The sequence below is a fragment of the Aestuariivirga sp. genome, from assembly GCF_044238155.1.
Lineage (GTDB): Bacteria > Pseudomonadota > Alphaproteobacteria > Rhizobiales > Aestuariivirgaceae > Aestuariivirga.
In genome coordinates this window covers 1-19,154 of the sequence record NZ_JBIIDX010000059.1, presented here as the reverse complement: position 1 = coordinate 19,154, position 19,154 = coordinate 1, and the positions used below count along the sequence as shown (strand labels likewise).

Annotated in this window: 19 protein-coding genes and 1 pseudogene; 9 read left to right on the top strand and 11 right to left on the bottom strand. The window is 62.2% G+C overall.

Features of this window, described 5'->3' with window-relative positions; all coding sequences use genetic code 11:
* The 3 genes and pseudogenes from ACILRN_RS08025 to recR all read left to right on the top strand — a co-directional run.
* Positions 1 to 935, top strand: a pseudogene (locus tag ACILRN_RS08025) (DNA polymerase III subunit gamma/tau); the annotation flags it as partial.
* Entirely contained in the window at positions 919 to 1,242 is a 324-nt protein-coding gene (locus tag ACILRN_RS08020; RefSeq protein WP_395687172.1) for a YbaB/EbfC family nucleoid-associated protein, read from the top strand. The pseudogene ACILRN_RS08025 and the gene ACILRN_RS08020, both read left to right, overlap by 17 nt.
* Positions 1,242 to 1,847: a recombination mediator RecR gene (gene recR, locus ACILRN_RS08015; protein ID WP_395687171.1), complete on the top strand. Its 606-nt coding sequence runs from the start codon at positions 1,242 to 1,244 to the stop codon at positions 1,845 to 1,847. Before ACILRN_RS08020 ends, recR begins: the two co-directional genes overlap by 1 nt.
* A gap of 3 nt (positions 1,848 to 1,850) precedes the next feature.
* On the opposite strand, the gene ACILRN_RS08010 is transcribed toward recR, so the two are convergent.
* Positions 1,851 to 3,008, bottom strand: coding sequence for a DNA recombination protein RmuC (locus tag ACILRN_RS08010; RefSeq protein WP_395687169.1), 1,158 nt, complete (start codon positions 3,006 to 3,008; stop codon positions 1,851 to 1,853).
* Positions 3,009 to 3,134: 126 nt separating this feature from the next.
* Positions 3,135 to 4,085, bottom strand: coding sequence for a prolyl aminopeptidase (pip, locus tag ACILRN_RS08005; RefSeq protein ID WP_395687174.1), 951 nt, complete (start codon positions 4,083 to 4,085; stop codon positions 3,135 to 3,137).
* 114 nt (positions 4,086 to 4,199) lie between these two features.
* Here pip and mscL point away from each other — a divergent pair, with 114 nt between their 5' ends.
* The 4 genes from mscL (at position 4,200) to ACILRN_RS07985 (ending at position 6,905) form a co-directional block, all read left to right on the top strand.
* On the top strand, positions 4,200 to 4,619 hold the full coding sequence (gene mscL, locus ACILRN_RS08000; protein ID WP_395687167.1) for a large conductance mechanosensitive channel protein MscL: 420 nt from the start codon (positions 4,200 to 4,202) through the stop codon (positions 4,617 to 4,619).
* 9 nt (positions 4,620 to 4,628) lie between these two features.
* The gene (locus ACILRN_RS07995; protein ID WP_395687166.1) at positions 4,629 to 5,825 is read left to right on the top strand and encodes a pyridoxal phosphate-dependent aminotransferase; all 1,197 of its coding nucleotides are present in this window, start codon (positions 4,629 to 4,631) and stop codon (positions 5,823 to 5,825) included.
* A 412-nt stretch (positions 5,826 to 6,237) separates the two neighbouring features.
* Complete coding sequence (locus tag ACILRN_RS07990; protein WP_395687164.1) at positions 6,238 to 6,609, top strand: DUF4112 domain-containing protein; 372 nt, start codon at positions 6,238 to 6,240, stop codon at positions 6,607 to 6,609.
* Positions 6,606 to 6,905 (top strand): hypothetical protein, encoded by a 300-nt coding sequence (locus ACILRN_RS07985; protein WP_395687162.1) that lies wholly within the window; start codon positions 6,606 to 6,608, stop codon positions 6,903 to 6,905. The genes ACILRN_RS07990 and ACILRN_RS07985 overlap by 4 nt, the downstream gene beginning before the upstream one ends.
* A gap of 22 nt (positions 6,906 to 6,927) precedes the next feature.
* Here ACILRN_RS07985 and ACILRN_RS07980 read toward each other — a convergent pair whose 3' ends face one another.
* Positions 6,928 to 8,478: a trimethylamine methyltransferase family protein gene (locus ACILRN_RS07980; protein WP_395687160.1), complete on the bottom strand. Its 1,551-nt coding sequence runs from the start codon at positions 8,476 to 8,478 to the stop codon at positions 6,928 to 6,930.
* A 223-nt stretch (positions 8,479 to 8,701) separates the two neighbouring features.
* Between ACILRN_RS07980 and ACILRN_RS07975 the strand changes: the two genes are divergently transcribed.
* Complete coding sequence (locus tag ACILRN_RS07975; protein WP_395687158.1) at positions 8,702 to 10,243, top strand: amino acid permease; 1,542 nt, start codon at positions 8,702 to 8,704, stop codon at positions 10,241 to 10,243.
* A 23-nt stretch (positions 10,244 to 10,266) separates the two neighbouring features.
* Positions 10,267 to 11,034 carry an SDR family NAD(P)-dependent oxidoreductase gene (locus ACILRN_RS07970; RefSeq protein WP_395687156.1) on the top strand — a complete coding sequence of 256 codons (768 nt, stop codon included), beginning with the start codon at positions 10,267 to 10,269 and terminating at the stop codon, positions 11,032 to 11,034.
* Positions 11,035 to 11,081: 47 nt separating this feature from the next.
* On the opposite strand, the gene ACILRN_RS07965 is transcribed toward ACILRN_RS07970, so the two are convergent.
* From ACILRN_RS07965 to ACILRN_RS07930, 8 genes are all read right to left on the bottom strand, one after another.
* Positions 11,082 to 11,609 carry a GNAT family N-acetyltransferase gene (locus ACILRN_RS07965; protein WP_395687154.1) on the bottom strand — a complete coding sequence of 176 codons (528 nt, stop codon included), beginning with the start codon at positions 11,607 to 11,609 and terminating at the stop codon, positions 11,082 to 11,084.
* 99 nt (positions 11,610 to 11,708) lie between these two features.
* Positions 11,709 to 12,845: a type III PLP-dependent enzyme gene (locus tag ACILRN_RS07960; RefSeq protein ID WP_395687152.1), complete on the bottom strand. Its 1,137-nt coding sequence runs from the start codon at positions 12,843 to 12,845 to the stop codon at positions 11,709 to 11,711.
* A 317-nt stretch (positions 12,846 to 13,162) separates the two neighbouring features.
* Positions 13,163 to 13,768 (bottom strand): CDP-alcohol phosphatidyltransferase family protein, encoded by a 606-nt coding sequence (locus tag ACILRN_RS07955; protein ID WP_395687150.1) that lies wholly within the window; start codon positions 13,766 to 13,768, stop codon positions 13,163 to 13,165.
* Positions 13,761 to 14,405 (bottom strand): ATP-binding cassette domain-containing protein, encoded by a 645-nt coding sequence (locus tag ACILRN_RS07950; protein WP_395687148.1) that lies wholly within the window; start codon positions 14,403 to 14,405, stop codon positions 13,761 to 13,763. The genes ACILRN_RS07955 and ACILRN_RS07950 overlap by 8 nt, the downstream gene beginning before the upstream one ends.
* Positions 14,396 to 16,024, bottom strand: a complete 1,629-nt coding sequence (locus tag ACILRN_RS07945) for a hypothetical protein (RefSeq protein WP_395687146.1) — start codon at positions 16,022 to 16,024, stop codon at positions 14,396 to 14,398. Before ACILRN_RS07945 ends, ACILRN_RS07950 begins: the two co-directional genes overlap by 10 nt.
* Positions 16,000 to 17,193: an ABC transporter substrate-binding protein gene (locus tag ACILRN_RS07940; protein ID WP_395687144.1), complete on the bottom strand. Its 1,194-nt coding sequence runs from the start codon at positions 17,191 to 17,193 to the stop codon at positions 16,000 to 16,002. The genes ACILRN_RS07945 and ACILRN_RS07940 overlap by 25 nt, the downstream gene beginning before the upstream one ends.
* Positions 17,194 to 17,262: 69 nt before the next feature.
* Entirely contained in the window at positions 17,263 to 18,867 is a 1,605-nt protein-coding gene (locus ACILRN_RS07935) for a CRTAC1 family protein (protein WP_395687142.1), read from the bottom strand.
* On the bottom strand, positions 18,864 to 19,154 hold a 291-nt coding region (locus ACILRN_RS07930; protein ID WP_395687140.1), incomplete at its 5' end, for a phosphatase PAP2 family protein. The genes ACILRN_RS07935 and ACILRN_RS07930, both read right to left, overlap by 4 nt.

Genomic DNA, 19,154 nt, shown 5'->3' with positions numbered 1-19,154 from the left:
AGCTGTTTGACAGGGTGATGGCCGGAGATGCCAAGGCCGCGCTGGAAGAGATCGAAAGTCAGTACCAGTCAGGTGGCGACCCGGCAACCATCCTGAGCGATCTTGCGGACTATGTTCACTGGGTCACCAGGCTCAAGGTGGTGCGCGAGGGCGCGCTGGCAGACAGCTCGCGCACCGAAGCCGAAAAGACCCGCGGCGCCGAGCACGCCCAGACTTGCAGCATGGCGCATCTGACCCGTGCCTGGTCTATGCTGCTGAAGGGTATCCGCGAAGCAGAGCTACATGCCACCCCGCTGCTGGCCGCCGAGATGGTTCTGATCCGCCTCGCATATGCGGCTGAACTCCCTGCAGCCGAAGAGCTCGCAAAACTTGTGCAGCAGGCTGCGCCAGCGGGCCGTGTGGTGCCGCTGGCGGTTCGGGACCTGCATCGCGGCAGTGGTTCAGAGGCTGTAGCTGACCCCCGGACGGCGCTTGCTCCCGCACAGCAGCCCGTCATGCCGCAGTCCGGACCGCCTGAGACGCGGGCCTTCTCAAGCTTCAAGGATCTCATCGCACTGGCCGCCGACAAGCGAGATATCCGGCTCAAATCCGATCTTGAAAACCTGGTGCGGCCCATCCGCGTGGCGCCCGGCCGCCTCGAGATTGCCCTCGAGCCGCAAGCCCAGCCAGGTCTGGCCAATGACATCGCCCGCAAGCTTGAGGCCTTTACCGGCATGCGCTGGATGGTGATGGTGGCGCGCGATGGTGGCGAGAAATCCATTGCGCGCCAGCGCCAGGAGAACCGTGACAGCCTTTTCGTTTCGGCGCGCGCCCACCCGGATGTGCAGGCGGTGCTCGCACGCTTTCCGGGCGCCGAGATCGTCGATGTGCGCGAGCCTGAACAGGCGATCCTTCCTTCCCCAGCCATGAGCGAGAGCGATGAAGAACCTCGGTGACATGATGAAACAGGTGCAGGCCATGCAGAGCCGCATGGCCGAGATGCAGGCCAAGCTCGAGCAGGCAACCGTCACCGGCCAGTCTGGCGGCGGGCTCGTCAAGCTGACGCTGAGCGGCAAGGGCGTCATGACTGGCCTTGATGTTGACGTCTCGCTGCTCAAGGCGGAGGAGAAGGAAATCCTCGAGGATCTGATCGTCGCAGCCCATGCCGATGCCAAGGCAAAGTCTGAGGCGATGATGGCCGAGGAGATGAAGTCTCTGACCGGTGGGCTGCCGCTGCCGCCGGGCTTCAAGCTGCCCTTCTGATGGCACGGCGCACCACCGGACCCGAAATCGACCGGCTGATCCAGCTCCTCGCCAAGCTGCCGGGGCTGGGCCCGCGCTCGGCCCGGCGCGCCGCCCTGTTTCTGATCAAGAACCGCGAACGCCTGCTCACGCCGCTGGCTGCGGCGATGGCGGAGGCCAACGAGAAGGTAACATCCTGCTCAAGTTGCGGCAATGTCGATACGGTTGATCCCTGCACTCTGTGCACGGATCCGCGCCGCGACCGCTCAATCCTGTGCGTCGTGGAAGAGGTCGGCGATCTCTGGGCGCTAGAACGTGCCGCGGCGTGGGCTGGCCTCTATCATGTGCTCGGCGGCACGCTTTCGGCCATCGAAGGCATCAGGCCCGAGGATCTTGCCATAGGTCCGCTCATCGCCCGCGTGCGCGAGTCGGATGTGAAGGAGGTTGTGCTTGCCCTCAACGCAACCGTCGAGGGCCAGACCACGGCGCATTACATCACGGAGCAGCTCAAGGACCTGGGCATTGCCACTTCCCGACTTGCTCACGGCGTTCCGGTGGGCGGCGAACTCGACTATCTCGACGAGGGAACGCTCACCCAGGCAATTCGCGCCAGGCGGCCGTTGTAGGCCCTAACTCCGCTCGACCAGCCGTGGCCGGCTGGCATCAGCCGTCTTGTCCAGCTCTTCGAGGTCGAGGCTTTCAATGCGCAGGCCACGCCGCACAATCTTCTCGGCGGAGATGTTCAGCTTGTCGAGGTCAGCAGAGGCGGCGCCAAAGTGCTTCTGCAGGTCGCCGACACGGTCCTTGAGGCGGCCGACGTCTTCAAGCAGCCGTGCCACTTCGATCTTGATCACTCCGGCCTGCTCGCGCAGACGCGCATCCTTGAAGATTGCCTGCAGGGTCTGCACGAGAAGCATGAGAACATTGGGAGAGGCGATGATCACGCGCAGGCGGTGAGCCTTCTGGATCACATCCTCGAATTTCTCGTAGAGTTCGGCATAGACAGATTCAGACGGTACGAACATGATGGCTGTCTCGTGAGTCTCGCCGGGCAGAAGATATTTTTCCGCGACATCCTTGACATGTTTCATCACGTCGCTGCGCAAGCGTGTTTCTGCGTTGCGCAGATCGGCTTCGCCGCTGGCCACTTTCAGCGCATTGAAGGCCTCGAGCGGGAACTTGGCATCGATCACCAGCTTGGCTGCCGCATCAGGCAGCGTGACAAGGCAGTCAGGGCGCATGCCATTGCTCAGCGTTCCCTGAAATACATAGGCGCCCGAGGGAAGCCCGTCACGGATGATGGCCTCCATGCGGGCCTGGCCATAGGCTCCGCGTGACTGCTTGTTGGACAGAATATCCTTCAGCCCCAGCATCTCGCCGGAGAGGGCTGTGATGTTGCGCTGGGCAGCGTCGATGACGGCGAGCCGTTCATGCAGTTGCTTGAGGGACTGCCCGGTCCGTTCCGCCTGGTCGATGAGGTTGAGGCCCAGCCGCTCCGATACCTGGTCAAGGCGCTTGTCCAGCACCGAGACAAGCTGCATCTGGCTGCCATGGGTCTGTTCGGTGAGGCCCTTCAGCGCGCCGGAGAGTTCGGCAATCCGGAATTCCAGTTCTGCGTTGCGCCGCGCCGCAGCAGCCAGTTCATCATGCCGCGATGCTTGGGCCCGCCAGGACAGGACCACGGCGGCAATGAGCAGGAACAGGGCGAAGATGCCTGCCACGATCACAAGGTCGAGCAAGCTGACAGACGTGCCGCCAATCTGGAGCAGGATATGGTCAAGGTTCATGGGCTGGAACAGTAAACTGATTCGGCCATGCCCACTCTACATCTGCTAGCCGAGCGGGCCCTTGGCTGCGCAGCTTTCGCCTCGTGGCGTGTTTCGGGTTGCTGGCATGGTGCATTGGGCGGCGTCTTACCGGCAAAACCGGTCCGTGGCTCGCACCAGCGCGTCGGCAATGCCCGGCTCGGTTGCGGTGTGGCCGGCGTCCGGCACCATCACGAACTGTGCCTCGGGCCAGGCCTTGTGGAGTTCCCAGGCAGTTGCTGCAGGGGTCACCACATCATATCGGCCCTGAATGATGATGCCCGGAATCTTCCGCAGCTTGTGTGCGTTCTCCAGCAGTTGCGCGTCGCGCTCAAAAAATCCCCTGTTCACGAAATAATGACATTCGATCCGAGCAAAGGCGAGGGCGAAGTGATCAATCCCGAATGCGAGAATTCGTTTTTCATCCGGGATCAGCGACAGCGTCGAACCTTCCCACTGGCTCCAGGCGCGGGCACAGGCCAGCTGCTCGGTTACGTCCTCGCCCGTCAGCCGACGGTGGTAGGCAGACAGAAGGTCGTGCCGCTCCTGCACGGGAATTGGTTCAATGAACTTCTCCCAGGCGTCAGGAAAGAGCTGATCGGCTCCCTGCTGGTAGAACCATTGAATCTCGCTGCGCCGCAAGGTGAAGATGCCCCGCAGGATCAGTTCGGTCACCCGGTCAGGATGGGTTTCGGCATAGGCGAGCGCCAGAGTGGAACCCCAGGATCCACCGGCCACCTGCCAGCGCCGAACGCCAAGGTGCTTGCGAAGGCGCTCCATGTCGGCAACCAGGTCCCACGTGGTGTTGTCGCTGAGCTCCGCATGGGGGGTCGATTGACCACAGCCGCGCTGGTCGAACAGAATGATCCGATAAGCGTGCGGATCATGCATCTGGCGAAGGAATGGTGAGATTCCGCCACCAGGCCCGCCGTGCAGCACTACCACTGGTTTTCCAGCTGGATTGCCGCACTCTTCAAAGTAGATTTCGTGGCATGCTGAGACCTGTAATCTGCCGCTGTTGAACGGTTGCAATGGTGGAAAAAATGTTCGCTGCTGGATCATTTCCCTGCGTCCCCACGCTAGACTGAACTTGTTTTTGCCAGACGACTCACGATCGGCTAATCCAACTCGACTGGTGAAAGCCCAGAGATTCAATAGCCGAAGGGGGAACTGATGTGGAATGAATTCAAGTCCTTTGCCTTCAAGGGCAATGCCTTCGACCTCGCCATTGGCGTTATGATTGGTGCGGCCTTCAGCAGGATTGTCGATGGTGTCGTCAACTATCTGATCATGCCGGTGATTGGCGCCCTGACCGGGGGGCTCAATTTCGACGACTATTTCGTGCCGCTTTCCTCCGAGGTTACTGCGACCACGCTCGCTGAGGCGCAGAAGCAGGGCGCAGTCTTTGCCTATGGAGCTTTTCTGTCGGTCATCATCAACTTCCTGATCATCGCTTTCGTGCTGTTCCAGCTGGTGAAGATATCGAACCAGATGCGCAAGGCCGAGCCGCCGCCGCCTGCCCCAGGTCCGACGAGAACGGAAGAGCTTCTGGCCGAAATCCGGGATGCCTTGAAGTCCAGGGGTCAAGGCTGATACAGCCAGATGATGACCGATAACAGACTCCTTGCCGCGCTGACACCGCAGGCGCGTAACGAACCTGACAGCGGCATCATCAGGGCCGCCATGCATGGCTTCACGGTGCCTGGCGTGATTCCGCTGTGGGCGGGCGAGGGTACTCTGCCGACACCGGAGGCCTTCGCGCGGCCAGCTGCCGAGGCTCTGCTGCGGGGTGAGACCTTCTATACCTGGCAGCGCGGCATTCCCGAGCTGCGCGCAGCTCTTGCGCGTTATCACACGCGAAATTTCGGGCGCCCGTTCGACGACGATGCATTCTATGTCACGTCCGGCGGCATGCAGGCGATCCAGACAATCGTTCAATTGATAGCGGGCGAGCACGGCGAGATCATCATCCCCACCCCAGCCTGGCCGAACCTGGCCGCCTCACTTCGCATTGCCGGTGCAAGGCCTGTGGAGGTGGCAATGGCGTTCCGCAATGGATGCTGGCGTCTGGACCTCGATCGCTTGTTCGATGCCATTACGCCGCGCACGCGCGCCATTGCGCTCAATTCGCCGTCCAATCCCGTTGGCTGGACGGCTGGCATCGATGAACTCATCGCCATTCGTGATGTTTGCCGCAAGCGTGGTCTGTGGCTTCTTGGTGATGAGGTCTATGCCCGCTTCTATTACGGCGAGAAGGCTGAGCATCGTGCCCCGTCGCTGCTTGACGTGTGCGAGGACGACGACCAGTTGCTGCTCGCCAATACATTCTCGAAGAACTGGGCGATGACGGGCTGGCGCGTTGGCTGGCTCCAGGCGCCGCGCGTGCTGGGGCCTGCGATCGAGCGGATCATACAGGTCAATTCCTCCGGAACTCCGGCGTTTCTGCAACGCGGCTGCGTGGCCGCACTCGATGAGGGCGATGCGTTCATCGCCCGGCAGGTGGCCGAGGCCCGTGAGGGCCGGGATCTTGCCCTCCGCATGCTGGGGGAGATTCCAGGTCTGCGTTTTGAGATACCAAGGGGTGCGTTCTATTTGTTCTTTGCAGTCGATGGGATGGCAGATTCCGCAAGTACCGTCCGCCGTCTGATTGACGAAGCCAAGGTCGGCTTCGCTCCGGGAAGCGCCTTTGGCCCAGGGGGTGAGGGATATCTCCGCCTCTGCTACCTCAAGGACCGCGCCACCCTCTCCGAGGCACTGTCACGTTTCCAAAGCTGGATGGCTGTGTCCCGGCCCAGCTGAGACCGCACGAATTCCCAGCACCGCACTGCACAAACATGCGGCACCGGTTTGCATCGTTGCTGGATTCTTAGAAAATGTGGTTTGATTACAGGTGCTTGCGTGTTCAATGTCAGCTGGCATCGGGTTTGCGAGACCTTTGCCATCGCAAACGTCTTTGTTGGGTTCTCCCATTTTCGAGCAAAGAGCACTCGTTGCGTCTGGCGGGTTTGCCAGCAGGGTGGGCGGCGCTGGCCGTTCACCCTCTTTTTTTCCTGACAAAGATTTAAGGTTCGTCCGTCTTGCACTTGCTGGTTCTGGAGCTACCTCTATGGCAGCGGGTCCGGGCCCCTCTGGCAGACGGCAAGTCTGCGATGTCGGACTCTTCCACCTTCATGGCGCATCAGCGCCCTGCAATCTGGGAGATGCGTTTCCGATGACGAACCCCTCAATCAGGCTTGATCTCACACCTCGCGGCACCATCGAGCGGCTGGATTGGCTTGCATGGTTTACCGATTCGGCAGTGCCAATCCCCGGTACAGGCCGCACGATGGGTGCCGACAGCGTTCTGAGCCTAGTGCCGGGAATGGGCAGCCTGATGGGCGCGGGTCTTTCCACCTATGTTCTCGCCGAGGCCCTGCGCCACGGTGCACCACCGCGCATTCTTGGGCGGATGGGCCTCAATATTGCAGCTGATGCGGTCATCGGCGCCGTTCCCGTTGCCGGATTCTTCTTTGACATGTTCTTCAAGGCAAACCAGCGCAACGTGTCCATCTTGCGCGACTACATGAAGGAGCTCAATCGATGAAAACCCTGATCTGGAGCATAACAGCCGCTGCCGTGGTGCTGTGGTCCGGCTTTGCGTGGTTCGTGCATGGACTGGTCGGAGTGGCCGGCGGGCTTGCCGCAGGCAATGCGGACATTATCCCTGCCGACCCGCTCGTGGTTGAATGGGCGTCATGGATTGCCATGGCCGGGACTGGAATTGGCGAATGGCTGGTGGTCGCGGTGTGGGCCATCATCACGCTGGCACTTCTGGGGTTTGGCTTTGCGGCAGCCGTGCTTGGGCCGCGCCTCAAGACGGCCCTTCCCCTGCGCAGCTGAGGCCGCACAGACGCCGCGAGGCTCAGCTGACGGTGTTGGGGAGCTGCTCTTCTCTGCGCGCGATGAAGTCGCGCAGCCCCTCTGCCACGCCTGCGTCGAGCTTTGGCTCCTCATAGGACTGCAGCATCGCCCTTGCCCGGTCACGGCCACGGGTATCGTGGTCTTTCGCCCCTTCGGCTGACCATTGCTCGAAGGAGTTGAAGTCCATCAGGGAGGGAATGAAGAAGGCTTTTTCGAAGTGCTCCAGCGTGTGCTGTGTGCCCAGGAAATGGCCCGCCGGACCCACCTCGCGCACCGCCGCCATAGCCTCCTTGAAATCGGCGAAGGACAGGCCGCCAGCATATTTGTACCAGCCGACAAGCTGTTCGGCATCGGTCACGAATTTCGAATAGCCGCAGCACAGCCCGGCCTCCAGCCAGCCCGCCACATGCCAGATGTAGTTGGCGCCCGAGAGCACGGCTGCATGCATCAGCATGTTGGCCTCGTAACCGGCCTGAGCGTCGTTGAGCTTGGATCCGACGTGGAAGCCGGAGGTACGCCACGGCAGTCGGTACTTACGGGCGAGTTGCCCCATCACGAACATCATCTGCGCGGCTTCCGGCGTGCCGCCCATGGGTGCCCCCGACTTCATGTCGACGGTAACCATGAATTGACCGTAGATCTGTGGTGAGCCGGGGCGGACGAGCTGGGTGAAGGCGACGCCGGCCAGTGCCTCGGCGTTGACCTGTGCCACGGCGCCGATGGCTGAGGCGGAGGTCGAAGCGCCACATAGCGCGAAGGGCGCCAGAATCAGCGGCTGGTTATGCCTCGCATACACCTTCATGGCGTCGAGCATGGTGGCATCCCAGACCAGCGGCGAATTGCAGTTGGTGATGGAAACCACGACCGTGTTGTCCTTCACATAGTCATTGCCGAACACAATCCCCGCCATCTTCATCACATCCTCGGCGCGCTCCTTCGAGGTGACGATGCCCATGAAGGGCTTGTCAGAAAAACGCAGGGCTGAATGAATGATGTGCAGGTGACGCTTGGGAACCGGTATCTCCATCGGCTCGCAGCAGATCGAGCTTGATGAGTGAAGGGCAGGCAACATGCAGGCCAGCCGGTGGAAATTGTTCAGGTCGTCAAGCGAGCCGTAGCGACGGGTGTTGTCGAGGTCGCGGACATAGGGCGCGCCATACATCGGCACGAAAACGGTGTTCTTGCCGCCCACCCGGACGGTACGCTCCGGGTTGCGGGCGTTGAGGATGAATTCCGGCGGTACCTTGGCGACAAGGTCCATGAGCAGCGACCGGTCGATCCTCACTCGGGTTCCCGATACGCTGGCGCCGGCCCGCCTCCACATCTCCACGGCTTCGTCGTCGCGGAATTCGCAGCCGACGTCCTCGAGTATCCTGACCGACTCGTCGTGGATCAGTTCCACGGCCTCGTCCGGCACGAGATTATATACCGGTATCTCCCGCACCAGGGTCGGGAAGGAGGCCATGGGAGCCGCCCGCAGCGCCCGCCGACCATCCCGCCCGCCACTGCGACGGCTGGGTGCTGTTGCTGCTGCGGTGCCGGGTTCGGCCATGGGCTGCTCCATTTCGAAGGATGGCGGAGCTTACTGCCTGAACCGGTATGAGGAAAGCTCATTCAACTCCGGCTCGGCCGGGCTTGCGATTGACCGATGCTGCAAATGGTCTCACTATGCAGTCTGGGGGGAAGAGGATTCGCCGGCACCCTGCTGGCAGGTCCAACTCATCAAGCAAAAAGGCGCGCCAGGCTTCCCCGGGGCGTGGGGGAAAGGTTCATCAATGGCCAATCACATCTCAGAGGACAAGAAAATCCTCCATGACATGGGCTATGCCCAGGAGCTTGCCCGTACCATGGGTAAGTTCTCTAACTTTGCGATTTCATTTTCGATCATCTGCATTCTGTCAGGTGGTATCAATTCGCTTGGGCAGGCCACGTCAGGCGCCGGCGGCGCGGCAATCGGCATCGGCTGGCCGGTCGGCGTGGTCATCTCGGGCGTGTTTGCCCTTGCTCTCGCCCAAATTTCGTCGGCCTACCCAACGGCGGGCGGCCTCTACCACTGGGGTTCCATTCTCGGCAACCGCTTCACCGGCTGGCTGTCAGCCTGGCTCAACCTGCTGGGTCTCGTGACCGTTCTTGGCGCCATCAATGTTGGTACATTCTACTTCTTCTTTGGTGCCTTCGGTTCGATGTTCGGGCTTGAGGACACGCTCACCCACCGGGTGGTGTTCGTCGCCGTGATTACCGGCCTTCAGGCCATCATCAATCACTATGGCATCAGGCTCACCGCCAAACTGACCGATTTCTCGGGCTACCTCATACTTGGAACAGCCGTTCTTCTGACGGTCGTGTTCCTGGCGTCGGCCAACAGCTTCGAGATTTCCCGCCTGTGGACCTTCCACAACTATACGGGTACCGAAGGCGCCTCTGGCGTATGGCCTCTGGCTGTGTCCGGGCTCATGGCCTTTCTGCTCGGCCTGCTGCTGCCCATCTACACGATCACGGGTTATGATGCCTCGGCACATACCTCTGAGGAAACAACCGATGCAGCACGCTCGGTGCCGTCCGGCATGGTTTCGTCGGTAATCTGGTCGGGACTGTTTGGTTGGCTCTTCCTGTCGGCGTTCATCATCATGATCCCGAACATGGACGAAGCTGCAAAGCAGGGCTGGAACGTGTTCTTCTGGGGCATGGACCAGCAGGTCAATCCGACGATCAAGAATGTTCTCTATATTCTGATTTTCGTGGCGCAGTTCCTGTGCGGTCTGGCGACGGTCACCTCGGCATCCCGCATGCTTTATGCCTTCTCGCGGGATGGTGGCATTCCAGCTGCATCGAAAGCGCTCGCCACCGTGAGTGTCAAGCATCGTACGCCGGTTGCAGCCATCTGGACGTCTTCGATCCTTGCTGTGCTGTTCGTCTGGCTGACGTCTGCGGTCACCATCGCGGGAACGCCGGCCTATTCGATCGTCGTGTCGTGTACGGTGATCTTCCTGTTCCTGTCCTTCGCCCTTCCAATCGCTCTTGGCTTCATCGCCATTGGCGGTCCGAAGTGGCCGAAGATGGGACCCTGGAATCTCGGAATCGGCATGTACAAGCTGGTGGCTGTCCTCTCGGTGCTGGCGATGGTCCTGATCTTCGTCATTGGCATCCAGCCGCCCAATGACTGGGCGCTGATCATTACAGTCGGCTTCTTCCTGCTGTCGCTCGCCATCTGGGTGCTGTTCGAGAACAAGCGCTTCCGTGGCCCGCCGATCGGCGAGGAGATCAAGCGCCGTCAGGCAGAGATCGCCCAGACCGAAGCGAAGTTCGGCGAACGCTGATCAACCGGTCCGCGGTCGCGCAGATGGGTGGCAAGCTCAATGGCAAGGTGGCCCTGATATCAGGCGGGGCCACCGGCATGGGCGGTGCGGCGGCAAGGCTCTTCGCAGCAGAAGGTGCGAAGGTTGGCATTGTCGACGTGAATGCCGCGGCTGGCCTCGAGGCGGTGGCGGATATTGAACGAAGCGGCGGCAAGGCCTGCTTCGTTCAGGCTGACGTCTCGAAGGCGGCCGATGTCGGTAACGCCGTGAAAGAAGTCGGTGAGAGGCTTGGCCCGATCACCGTTCTCTTCAATCACGCCGGCTCGATCGTCATCAAGCCCTTCCTCGAGACCACGGAGGAGGAGTGGGACAGGCTGACGGAGATCAACGTCAAGAGCATGTTCCTGATGACCAGGGCTGTCCTGCCGCAGATGATCGCGGCAGGCGGCGGGTCGATCGTATGTACTTCGTCGATCTCGGCAGTTGCCGCCACGCCCATGGAAGTTCTCTATGATACAACCAAGGGTGCCTGCCACATGTTCGCTCGCGCCATTGCCGTGGAGTTCCGTGACAGGAACATCCGTTGCAATGCCGTTTGCCCCGGCTTCGTGAGGACGCCTCACGGCCTGCGCGAGGTGGCTGAGTTGCAGCGCCTCGGCGTCGATGTGTCAGAAGCGGCCCTCGCCATCCAGCAAGGCCGTATCTGCGAGCCCGAGGAGGTTGCACGCGCGGCCCTCTTCCTGGCCAGCGATGACGCGAGTTTTGTGAACGGCACGCACCTGTTCGTCGACAACGGCTTCACTGCCGTCTGACATCAAGCACTGGCAAGTGGAGCGGCCAAGCGGCCGCTCCCTTGTTTTCAGGCTGCCACCTGCTCCGACGGCTGAGCTCGCTGGCCGCAGCCTGTAACCAGCCCTTCTGCGCCATCGAGCGCGCCCGGAACCAGTTCAAGCCCAAGGAACCGTGCGCGGTCCACCGGCCCGGGCAGATGCAGGTCAGCCACCGGTTCGGCGGCAAAGCCGAAGCGGGCATAATAGGGTGCATCGCCTACCAGGATGATGGCGCCGTGGCCGAGACGCCGGCCCTGCGCGAGTGCTGTTTGCATCAGTGCCGTGCCCACCCCTGCGCGCTGGTGCTTGCAGTCCACGGCCAGCGGTCCGAGCAGCAACGCAGGCCCCGCGGATCCGGCCAGTACATGCCACAGGCGCAGGGTGCCGACGAGCCGGCCACGCGCATCAGTGGCAGTGAAGGCCATGTCTCCGGCCGGAGCCCTTCCTTCGCGCAGCCGCTCTGATGTCTTGCGGTGGCGCGTCTTGCCGAAGGCGCGGTCAAGCAGCCGCTCGCGCGCCGGAACGTCAGCGGCAATTTCAGGGCGAATGGTGATCATCTCGAACATACCTTCCTGTCATCCCGGCGTTACGCGCCGGGAACCAAAGAATTGGGTTGGTCCCCCGGGTGACTGCCCGGGGGCGACTGGCTTGTGAAATCAGATGACGTAAGCCTTGAGTGGTGCAAAGCCATTGAAGGCGACGGCAGCATAGGTCGTGGTATAGGCGCCTGCAGAGTCGATCAGCACCTCATCGCCCACGCTGAGCGTCACCGGCAGGTCATAAGGCGTCTTCTCATAGAGTACGTCGGCCGAGTCGCAGGTTGGCCCCGCAATGATGCATGGCGCCTTTGCATCCGAGTCCTTTGCTGTCAGGATCGGATAGCGGATCGCCTCGTCCATGGTCTCTGCAAGTCCACCGAACTTGCCGATGTCGAGATAGACCCAGCGCTGGTTGTCGTTGGCGTGCTTCTTCGAGATCAGCACCACCTCGGCCTTCACCACGCCCGCATCGCCTACCATGCCGCGCCCTGGCTCAATGATGGTTTCGGGAATAGCGTTGCCGAAATGCTTGGTCAGCGCGTCGTGGATGGCGTTGGCATAGGCTCCGGTACCCGGAACCTTTTTCAGGTACCTGGCCGGGAAGCCGCCGCCAAGATTCACCATCTTCAGAACGATGCCACGCGCCTGCATGGCGTCGAAGATCGCCTTCGATTCTGCCAGCGCCGAATCCCAGGCTCCCAGCCGCGTCTGCTGCGAGCCGACATGGAAGGAGATGCCATGGGCCTCAAGCCCCAGCGCATGGGCCTGCATCAGCACCTCCACCGCCATCGCGGGTTCGCAGCCGAACTTGCGCGACAGCGGCCACTCTGCTCCCGCGCCGTCGGTGAGGATGCGACAGAATACCCGGGCGCCGGGCGCGGCGCGGGCGATCTTCTCCACCTCCCCAGCCGAGTCGACGGCAAACAGCGACACGCCAAGCTCATGGGCACGCGCGATGTCGCGCTCCTTCTTGATCGTGTTGCCAAAGGAGATGCGGTCGGGCGTTGCGCCGGCGGCAAGCGCCATCTCGATCTCCGGCACCGAGGCGGTGTCGAAGCAGGAGCCCATGCCAGCCAGAAGGCTGAGGATCTCGGGCGCCGGATTGGCCTTCACCGCGTAGAAGATGCGGGTGTCGGGCATGGTGCGGCGGAAGGCGCGGTAGTTCTCTGCCACGACATCGAGATCGACCACGAGGCAAGGGCCTTCGGGACGTCGGTCACGCAGGAAATCGCGGATGCGGGCTGTTGCTGCCATCGGGGTGTCTCCTGGACATAGGTGTGCGTTGCCTCAGCCTGCAGCGCCAGCGGCATCCCACGCGTTGGAGACGTGGAAACGCCGGGCTCATACAGACCGTTCGCCTTGGCTTGATCGGGAGAGTCCCAATCGCACATGGGGCAAGGATAGTGGTGCCTCTCAGTAACCCCGGCCTGTGGAGGAGCCGGCAGAGACCAAAAAGCCCGCACCGTCGTTGCTTTGGGGAAATCCTTGAGGCACGTGCGACTTTGGGCGCGCGCTATATGTTTCCTTTCGCGAGTCGGTGCAAGTGTTTTCTTGCAGCGCCGAAGATTTTTTCAGGAGAACAGCGTCCAGCCCGCGGCAAGCCGCGTTGCCGCCGTCACGGCGCAGAGCGTGGCGTAGACCAGCGCGATGATGGCGAAATGCTGTGGCCAGAGGCACATGGCGGCAAAGCAGAGGATTGTCTCCGTGCCTTCCGTCAGGCCGCCGAGGTAGTAGAAGGACTTCGAGGGGAAGTCGGTGCTTTTCAGCCCGCGTTTCTCTGCCATCACCGCGAAGGCGAGAAAGCTCGTGCCGGTGGCCACGAAGGACGCCAGCAGCACTGCAGCGGCGAGTGCGTTGGCACCCGGATCCTGGATGGCAAAGGCCAGCGGGATCGCGGCGTAGAAAACAAAATCCAGCGCGATGTCAAGAAAGGCGCCGCGCTCGGTGGGCGTGGTGAGCCTTGCCAGAGCCCCATCCACGCCATCGAGCGTGCGATTGAGGAGAAGTGGCAGCAGTGCAAGCAGGCTGAAGCCCAGTGCCACCGCCACAGCGGCGAGGAGGCCGAAGCAGAAGCCCGCCAGCGTGACCTGTTCAGCGCTTATGCCGCGGCGCGCAAGCTGTCGGGCTGCAAGCTCCACGGCCGGCTTCACAAGGCGCAGGGCTAAGCGGTCAAGCATGTCGTATCTGGCCATCCTGAAGGCGAAACAGGCGCCCGTTGTGCGGGGCGTCAGCCTGGTCGTGCGTCACCATGAGACAGGGAATGCCCCGTTCGGCAATGTGACGGAACACAAAATCCCGCATGCCCTGTCGCAGGTCCTGGTCGAGCTTGTTGAAGGGTTCATCGAGCAGCATGGCGCTGGGATTGGCGACCAGTGCGCGCATCAGCGAAACGCGCGCTCGCTGGCCCCCGGACAGGCTGTGAGGGGCCCGCCCGGAAAAGCCTGCAAGCCCCGCCTCTGCGAGTGCTGATGACATCATCGCTTCCCGCGCCGCGCGCTGCCCCCGCGGCATGCCAAACAACAGGTTTTCGCCAACACTCATGTGCGGAAAGAGCAGATCATCCTGAAACAGCCGACCGACATGTCGCCTCGCCGCTGGCAATCCGTCAAGGCTGCGTCCATCGAGCATGATGGTTCCGGTGGCCGAGAAGGGTGCGACGAGGTCACCGGCAATGAATGACAGGAGTGTCGACTTGCCCGCACCGCTCGGACCCATCAATGTCACGATCTCGCCTTTCTCCACGTCGAGCGAGACAGGCGCAATGAGGGTTCGTCCCTCGAGCCAGATGGTAACGTCACGCAGGCTCAGCGCCATCGCGGCCTCCCCAGTCTCGCTGCAGCAAGGAAGGCCAGCAACGGCAGCACGGCGAGGCACGTGGCGAAGGCGGCCATCAGTGGACGGTTGCCGCCGGACGACAGGGTCACTGCCTCCATCGGCAAGGTGCTGTAGCGCCCGGCGGCCATCAGCTGGGCTGGCACGAATTGCGCCATTGACACGGCAAAGCCGATTGCGCCGGCCGTCAGCAATGGGGCCTTGAGCAGTGGCAGCTTCACCAGCAGCAGGGCTCGGGGCTCCGCAACTGAAAGACTTCTCGCCGCCATCATGAATCTTTCATCAAAGCCGCGGTAGGGGCCGTGCAGCACGATCAGGACATAGGCGAGGGTAGGCGTCAGGTGAGCCAGGAAAAGACCGGCTGGCGTGCCGGTGAGGCCGAGGTGGAGAAACAGCCTGTACTGTCCTCCTGCCGTGGCGAGCTGGGGCAGGGCCAGGCTTGCAAGGGCAAGACCGATCAGCATGCGGTCGCGCTGCCTCGGCTGGGTCTCGAACCACGCCAACGTCAGCCCCAGCGCGCAGGCTGAAGCCAGCGCGGACACAGCGAGGCTGAGCCCAACGGCTGCAGGCGCCTGGAACAGCCGTGTCCAGGCATCCAGACTGACCACGGGTGGAGTCAGTGCGGGATAGGGCCAGCGTGGCACCAGAGAGAGGAAGCCCAGGATCAGGATCGAAGCCGCCATTACCGCCGTGGCAGTGAGCGCCAGAAGCCAGGCAGTGCGGCGGGGGGCTGCGAGGGTGGATGGCCCCAAGCAGAGAAAACGCCGCTGCCAGGCATCTGTCACGTGGAGCAGCAGGAAGGCGGTTGCAAGCGCGGCAGCCAGCACCGCCGTCAGCAGAAGTGTCATTGCCACGCCCATGCCATTCACTGCCGCATCTGCGTGGTTCAGTGAGGTCCAGATGATGACGGCAAGCGTGGGCGGCTGGGTGGGGCCCAGCACGAGCGCCATGTCCACCACCGTTGCGCCATAGATGAAGACAATGACGAGGGGCCAGCGCAGGCCTGGTATCGTCTGTGGCAGCACGATACGCAGCCAGATCGAACCGGCGCCGTGTCCGAGGCTTGCAGCGGCACGGCCTTCCAGCTCAAGGCGGCGGGCGGCGTCGCCACGTGCCAGAGTGGCAAGGGCCGTGATCAGCAGGAAGGGCAGCTCCTTCAGCGCCAGCGCCATGGTCAATGACAGCCCCCACGGATCCTGAACGGTGATCCACCCGGGTGGTGCATCTCCTCCGACGAGAAGCCGCGCGATGAGCCCTGACGGCATGATCAGGAACCCAAAGCCGATGGCGAAGGCCAGATGCGGAACGGCAAGCCCAGCTGCAGCGATGGACTGCAGGCGATGGCGCACTGCCTGGTGCTCAAACCCGGCAAGAATGATGATGGTCAAGAACAGCGCAAGAACTGTTGCTCCGCCGCCGGTGGTCAGAGCAAGCAACAGCCCCTGCCACAGTTGTGGATGCACGATCAGCAATTGCCAGGCGCGGTTGTCTGCTGCTGCAGGCAACAGCGCAAACACCGACGCGACGAGCGGCAGCGCCCAGAGCAGCATGACGGGCAGTGCGCCCAGAGCAGGGCTCAGGCCCCGTAGCGCTCGAGCCATGCGGCCTCGATCAGCGGCACCCAGCTGCCATGCGGCTCCGGAATTGTAGGCGCGGGTTTGATCACGGCCCCTGGCAGTGAACCGGCGGCAAACAAGGCACGGTCCTCGCTGCTCAGTCGCGCGAGATCAAGTACCGTCGGATCACCCCAGACCGCAAGATCTGCCTTGCGTGCCTGCGCCGCCGGCGACAGCAGAAAGTTGGCCGTGACCTGGGCAGCTGCTTTGTTCTGCGAATTGATGGGGATGGCCAGGAAATGCGTATTGCCGATGGTGCCGTCTGCATACTGCCAGGCGATGGTGGAAGCCGGCAGGGTGCCATTGGCCACGAGGTTCGCTGGTTCATTGGGATTGAAGGTGAGGCCGAGCAGCAATTCACCATCGGCCAGCATCTGGGTGAGCTGGGCCTGTGATTGCGGAAATTGCCGGCCCTCACGCCACAAATGCGGATGCAGCGAGTCGAGGAACTCGAACAGCGGCTGTGCCGCAGTCGCAAACTTCGTCTGGCTCACGGCTGTTCCCAGCAGCGAGCGATCCTCGATGGTCTCGAACAGAGCCTGCTTGAGAAATGTCGTGCCATGGAAATCGGGCGGTGCGGGATAGCTGATGAGGCCGGGCTGGCTGCGCGCCAGATCAAGCAGCCCACGCATCGAAGCGGGCGGATTCTGAAGCCTGGCGCCATCAGCGAAGAAAGTGAGCTGGGCCATGCCCCAGGGAGATTCAAGTCCGTCTGTCGGTTCTGCGAAGTCAATGCGTGTCGTGGGCTTTCCCGCGGTGTCGACGAGACTGAAGTTTGGCAGCTCTTCGGCAAAGGGCCCGAAGAGAAGCGTGCTGCTCTTCATGATCCGGAAATTCTCGCCGTTGATCCAGATGAGATCAGCACTGCCGGGCTTGCCCGCTGCGGTCTCGTCACGCACCCGGCGAACGGCTTCCGCGGTATCGGCAAGCTTGACATGAATGAGCGTGATCCCGTGCTCTGCCTGCAGCTGCTCTGCTGCCCACGCGACATAGGCATTGACCTGTGCCGACCCCGCCCACGCGTTGAAATAAACGGTCTGGCCTCTGGCCGCGGCCTCGACCGCCGCCCATGGCTGTTCTGCCCTGGCCGATCCTGCAACCGGAATCGCCGCCACCAGGCGGATGAAACTGCGGCGGCTGAGCAGGCATGGCATTGGCGCGTCTCCGGTCACGGCCGTGGTTTCTAGGCCGTTTGGCCACAAATGGAAATAACCATGGCGTGATCAGCGCGGTGGCTGCCAGGGCGCAGCGGCGTCCTGCATCTTGCCGATGTCGGCAAAACTGTTTGCCGTTACTCTGTATGCCTTGCTCCAGCCCTCGCCAGGCCAGCGGATACGAATCTCCGCCTCCGGGGCAGTGCCGATGCCGAAATGAATCCAGCCCACATGGCCGGAGACGTGGCCACCGCCGGACGTGATCTCACGGCGCTGGATGCCGTCATCTGTCTTGACTTCCACCATGGCGCCGATTGCATTGAGGTTCGGGGCAGGCTGCTTCAGCCGCACTTCGATCCAGTTGCCGGCATTGGCTGTGGTATTGCGCCAGATTTCTGCCTGGCTGTTGCGGTTCACCACCAGCAGGTCCACGAGCCCGTCGAGGTTGAAATCGACAACCGCTCCGCCACGCGCCTGGGCAATGCTTGCCACGCCTGCCTTGTCCGCCATCTCGGTGAATTTGCCATCGGCACCCTGCACCAGAAGATTGTTGGGGTCCTCGATGGCAAAGTCGGGCATTTCCGAGACATTTCCCTTGGCCACAAACAGGTCAACCCGGCCATCGTTGTTCACATCCTGAAACTCGGTGTGCCAGGCCGTGGACGGCCTCAGGTCATCTCCGGTGAACGGACGGTGTGCGGTCACGCCCCTGGGCCAGGCCACATCCTTGTATGCGGGCTTCGGAGCCGAACCATCTGGCGGCAGGTTGGCAAGGGTCTGGAGCTTGTTATCGGCCATGGAGGTCAGGAAATACTCCTGATAGCCGTCGCCATCGAGGTCATAGCCAGCAATTCCCATGCCCCAGATCCGCAGATAGCGCCAGCCATCCGCTTTGCCGTAGAGCGTCGGTGGCTTGCCTGGTGGAAGGCGCCACATCTGCTCCTGTCCGCCCTCATAGTATTCCCGGTCATTCGACACGCGGAGGTCGGCCGTGCCCGAATTGCTCCAGTCGGTGAACAGCATCGACAGAGGGCAGTGGCTTGGCGTGAGGTCCAGCGGTGGTGCAAATCCCGGGATGCCTGCCGCGGGCCGGTGCAGCCAGTTTGGCGTGCAGGATCCCCAGGGCTCCAGCTCCTCTTTGCGATCGATGTAATTGCCTATCGCAACTGTCGGCCATGTGGAGCCCTGTTCCCACATGGCGGCAAAGGCAGTGGACCATGCATCACCGCCATTGAAACTCCATGCCTCGTTGGCGCGGCTGAAGCGGCATGCCCCGTCGCCCTTCATGACAAGGTTCTCCCCGACCCGCAACACCACAACGTCCATGTTTCCATCGCTGTCGATGTCCACAGGGTAGGCGCCGGTCACAGCCGTCAGTTCGAGGCCGCTGTCCTTTCTTGCAAAGTCCAGTCGTCCGCGAGGTTTGCTCGTATTCTCATAGAAACGCGCAGGCTGCTCTCCGCCAGCCAGCATCAAATCCGGAAAGCCATCATCGTTGCAGTCGAAGACAGCGGCGCCACCTCCCACCATGTATTGCCAGCCGCCCGCGTAGACACTGTCAATGCCAGCCGTCTGTGTTTCATCTGCAAAGCGCGGTGCTGCGGCATGTTCGGCGGCAAGCCCCTGAGAGACAGTCAGCAGACAGACGAAGATTGCCGCGATGGAGTATTTCATGTGGAGCTTCGGGTACGCAGGGCCAGCGCGTGCTGGCCGATGCAGCGGCCCTGCTCGAGGCCGCGCTCGATGGCGGCACGGAAATGGATTCCACCATAGAGCCTGGAGATGCCGGCCTCCTGCGCGGCCTGTTCGAAGCTAGAAAATTGACGAGGCGCCAGGCCATCGCGCTCATGGGTCCGGTCGGTGAAGGCGAAGCCTTCGCCAAACATGCTGGTGAGGACGGCTGCTGCCGCGCCCGACTGGGTGCTGTGTCCACTCGGATATTCGGGGAATGGCGGGGTGAT